We start from the raw sequence: 4583 nt of genomic DNA, 5'->3' as shown, positions 1-4583 counted from the left end.
AGGTAAATCTGTGCAATGCGATGGACTTGCTATGTGTACCCCCAATATACAGACTTGGTGGAGTATGTATAATGCAGAGCTTATTGAAGATAAGAAATATTCACCTATGGGATTTGAAGCCTATATGAAAGATATTCTTTTCCCTAAAAGATTTCCAACTCTCCCACTAGAACCGCATTGGGAGTATTTTAAAAGAGCTCTTTTGAATATAGAGCCAAAGCGACAAGAAGCTACAGAAATGCTCATGTATGTATGAAGCTTATATAATTTGTATTGTAACTAATCTTTGTGCAATTGAAAGAAAAAACAGTAATTTACATTCAACATTTTCTAAAAAAATGTATATTTGCAATGTTGATTTATGCTTATATAGATGTACGAATATTTATTTTTTTGTAAAATGAGAATAAGTTTTTTATTAGAGACACTTTTATTGTCTTTCTGCATTATTAGTTTTGCGAGTTGTGATAAAGATGATTCAGAGAGAAGTGAAGATTCCACAGTTTATTATGTCAAATATGAAGCAAAAGGAGCGATGAAATATAATCTCGAATCCATTACTGTTTCAACAGGCAAAGGAAGTGAAACTATTGCGACTAGTAAACAGAGAAGTTGGTCGCAAACTTACGGCCCTGTTTCTAAAGGATTTAGAACAAATATTACAGCTAGAGGTGGATGGCCTACTGTTTATATTTATGTCTGTAAAGGTGATGAACCTTTTACACTAAAGGAAAGTAAAAGCAATAATGTTGGAAGTTCTAATACATCAACATCTGCATCTTATACAATCGATTTTTAAGAGTTTAAAAGTACAAAGACTTCTATCTAGTCAACTGAATACAAAAATAGCCGCAAGCGACTGTACGTCTAAAAACAGTCAAATGCGGCTTTTTTTGTGGAACTTCTAAATTCTTGTCTAATACAAGGGATATAGCAGTTCGCAATTTTAAATATGGGAGTTAATTTTCCCAATGGAAGTGTGGGAAAATGTAAATATGACCTGTTTGATTTACATATAATTCAAGGAGTTGAACCATTGCCAAACAGGTAGTTCTTGATTTTTAAGAATACCCAAAGTTACTCATAATAAACAAGGTAAAAAAATAAATAATTCTCATTCTTTGATATTACTACTTAGCATATCTTTATATGGCAGTATAATACTCTCCTTTCTATTATAGTGCATAGTAATACATAGGCACGCAATAAAGTATAGGTACTTTATATATAATACCCCCTACCTATAAAAATAGGAGCTTAAATATATATCAGCTTATTTCTCCTATGATTTACTGAATTGAAAGTTACGTACGGGTGAAAAGAGTACCCTTTTATGCCCCCCTAGAGTAGTTGGAGAGAAATGAAATATATTTCAATCCATGTAATCAATTTATAAATCATTTAAAATTTTATTCGTTATGAGAAATCTACAAATTATTGGCAATGTGCCACAGGTTAGAAAGGAAAACAACTTTGGTGAGTATGCAGAAGAAGCGGTAATAATCGAAGAACAACCAAAAGTTAAAAAAGAGAATCCTCATTTCTTGGAAGCTAATACACTAGAGGTAACAATGCAACATTTAAAAGAAGATTGTATTACACCCGTATTTGCCAAAGACAATGAGCTTACAATTCCTCACCCTGCATTTATTGATACTGTTTATGACGCTGCAAATGCATTTTTCAGTGGTGAAAGCATTGATAAGCCCGATATTCGTGTAAGTCACATTATCAAGGGAAGAATCCCCGAAGCAATACACAAACCTGCAAATCAACTTCTTGAAAGTGACAAGACTATCTACTACGAAAGATGTGCTTTTATTATTCAGATTCCTACGATTTACGAAACGGTGAACGGAAATAAGCTAACTCTTACTATTGGTGGTGTGAGAGCTTATAATCACACAAATTTGTATAGTAAAAAGGGAGCAGAACGCTTTAAAGTATTTGCAGGCTTTACCTGTAAAGTATGCACAAATTTGTGTGTATCAACAGACGGTTTTCTTAGTTGCTTGGAAGTTACTAATACCAAAGATTTATATCGGGCAGTATTGGAAATGTTTCAGAGTTATCAACCTGCAAAACATCTACATTTGTTGCAAACACTTGGTAACTCATATCTCACAGAACATCAATTTTGCCAATTACTTGGGAGAATGAGACTTTATCAATCATTACCACAAGGTTATCAAAAAGATATTCCTAAAATGCTTATCACTGATTCGCAAATAAATACAGTTGCAAAAGCATATATCAATGATAAGAATTTTGGGAGCTTGGGGAATGATATTAGTATGTGGAAATTGTATAATCTATTGACAGGAGCAAATAAGAGCAGTTATATAGATTCATTCTTGGATAGAGCGGTAAATGCAACCGAAATAGCAACGGGAATAAATGCCGCTTTGCATGGAGACACTAAATATAAGTGGTTTATTGATTGATTAAACAGGGGAATATTCAGAAATGGGTATTCTCCTATTTTATTAACTACGTAAAATAAAGAATCATGTTCTATTATAAGATACTCGTTTGGCTCTTTTTTGTGGTATTGGCTATGATTAGTGCGTGTGTGCCGTTGATATGGCTTGTGATTTTTATAGGTTTATGGGATATTGAGGAAGCGAATAAACCTCGTTAGTGTTCAAAACAGGAATGTGTTCAAATAAATCTGCAAAGGTGGTTTGAACACATTCTTTCATGTTATCAATTTAATCAAAGAATAAAATGAAAACAGCCGTAATATACGCTCGTGTTTCGTCAAGTAATGACAGACAGGACACGAGCAGACAAATAGAGGATTTAAAGAAATATGCTATCTCACAGGATATAGAAATTGTGAATATATTCCAGGAGCATATTTCAGGTGCAAAGAAAATAGAGGAAAGACAGATTTTAGGGGAATGCCTGGAATACTGTAAACGTGAATCTGTGAATATCCTACTTTTATCTGAATTGTCAAGACTAGGAAGAAGTACATTACAGGTTCTTCGCTCTTTGGATATATTGCATGAATCGAAAGTATCGGTTTACATACAGAACTTGGGCTTATATACTTTGCAACCAAATGGGGAAGTTAATCCAATAGCGTCTATCATGGTGACAGTACTTGCAGAAATGGCAAATATCGAAAGAAGCAATATCCAATACCGTTTGAATAGTGGTAGGGCAAATTATATTGCCAAAGGTGGTAAACTTGGCAGAAAGACAGGTTCAACCAAAACGGATGATAAGAAAAAAGAGGAATATAAAGAAGTCATTGCTTTACTAAGAAAAGGCTATTCAATCAGAAATATAGCTAAGCTACAAAGTATTGGTATTTCCACCGTTCAACGGATAAAAAATCAGTTTATAAAGCCATAAGCATGAAATATCGGTGGGGTGGAAAAATTCAGAGATTTAGTTTTTATATGGGTGGTCTTGAATTTTTCCACTACCATGGATTTATAAAGAAGGGATAGCTCTCAACTTTTAATAAACAATAGTTCTTGCTATTACGAACGCTTTTCGTAACTTTGTGGCAATTTCAGATACCTAATGTGTTAGGTCTGAAAGGACATATTACGAAAGGTGTTATTGAAATTATCTTCCATTCTCAAATCTCGCAAATTTGATAACGGTACGAAGATGATAGCAATAGCACCACACCATTTGATATATACCTACCTTATATCTTTAAGGCTTTAGATATTGTCAATATTGGTGTGGGCTATTGTTTTATCCGTACCAAAGGCAATGCGAGAGCCAGAGAATGAGATAAGACAATACGTTCCACACCTTTTTTATTGTATAACAGTATCTAAAGGGAACAGGGTACATAAATGTGTTGAATAATATGGAAACAGATATATAATTATACCTACTGTAGCAAGGCTTATTAAGCAATGTTGCCAATTTTGAAAAACAATCATAATCCATTTCTATTAAAGAATACCAATTTTTATATTTATGAGAAAAATTCTACCAGTCATAACATTCATATTAGCAATATGGCAATGTACCTATTCATATTCTAAAGATATTGTATTTCCTAACGTAAAACATGCATCTCAAAATAATATTTTTATAAAGAAAATAACGATATTGAGTGCACATACACAAGTGGATTTCCTGTACAGGTCTAATGAGAGTAATTCACGTTATATCTATTTATCACTCCCTAAAGATGGAAACAACTCTATGTATTTAAAGGTAAAGAATATGAAGTATAAACTTTTATTTACTAATGGAATAGCCAATAAAGATGGACAAACGGTATGTCACCCAGGGCAAGAAATTGAATTTTCTGCAATTTTTGAGGCTATACCTGAAAACACAGAAGAATTGGATATAATTGAAGGAGACACAGGGTCTTGGCATTTCTTTGGAGTTCAATTAAAAAGCAATAATACTAATCAACAGGAATTGTGTCGACTTAGTATTATTAACGCTTACGAAAATGACAGAGACATTACTTCTATTATTAAGAGCAGAAGGGCGTATTTAACGTTATACTTAGATAACGGTGAGCTTTGTTTGGCTAATGTACATCCTTTACATAACAGCCAATCATGGGGGAAACTGATTGTTGAAGACTATGAGAG

The 4583-nt window shown here is 33.2% G+C and carries 4 protein-coding genes and 1 pseudogene; all 5 read left to right on the top strand.

Annotated elements, in window-relative coordinates; genetic code table 11:
• Nucleotides 1-256: pseudogene (locus AB5935_RS23495) on the top strand (hypothetical protein); the annotation flags it as partial.
• A gap of 117 nt (nucleotides 257-373) precedes the next feature.
• A complete protein-coding gene (locus AB5935_RS23490) occupies nucleotides 374-799 on the top strand; it encodes a hypothetical protein (RefSeq protein WP_074859716.1) in 426 nt (141 codons plus the stop codon).
• 619 nt (nucleotides 800-1418) lie between these two features.
• Complete coding sequence (locus AB5935_RS23485; protein WP_368327623.1) at nucleotides 1419-2444, top strand: DUF3871 family protein; 1026 nt, start codon at nucleotides 1419-1421, stop codon at nucleotides 2442-2444.
• Nucleotides 2445-2727: 283 nt separating this feature from the next.
• A complete protein-coding gene (locus AB5935_RS23480) occupies nucleotides 2728-3363 on the top strand; it encodes a recombinase family protein (protein ID WP_007754395.1) in 636 nt (211 codons plus the stop codon).
• Nucleotides 3364-4200: 837 nt separating this feature from the next.
• Nucleotides 4201-4583 (top strand): hypothetical protein (locus AB5935_RS23475; RefSeq protein ID WP_368327622.1); only part of this gene is annotated, 383 nt, incomplete at its 3' end.

Origin of the sequence: Phocaeicola sp. RTP21198st1_B8_RTP21198_201120, from assembly GCF_040929485.1 — a bacterium.
In the GTDB taxonomy this organism is placed as follows: domain Bacteria; phylum Bacteroidota; class Bacteroidia; order Bacteroidales; family Bacteroidaceae; genus Phocaeicola; species Phocaeicola dorei.
This window is presented reverse-complemented; position numbering and strand designations above follow the sequence as displayed.

Coding starts and splice junctions, on each gene's coding strand:
- AB5935_RS23490 (WP_074859716.1), top strand. CDS start 374: ATGTACGAATATTTATTTTTTTGTAAAATGAGAATAAGTTTTTTATTA.
- AB5935_RS23485 (WP_368327623.1), top strand. CDS start 1,419: ATGAGAAATCTACAAATTATTGGCAATGTGCCACAGGTTAGAAAGGAA.
- AB5935_RS23480 (WP_007754395.1), top strand. CDS start 2,728: ATGAAAACAGCCGTAATATACGCTCGTGTTTCGTCAAGTAATGACAGA.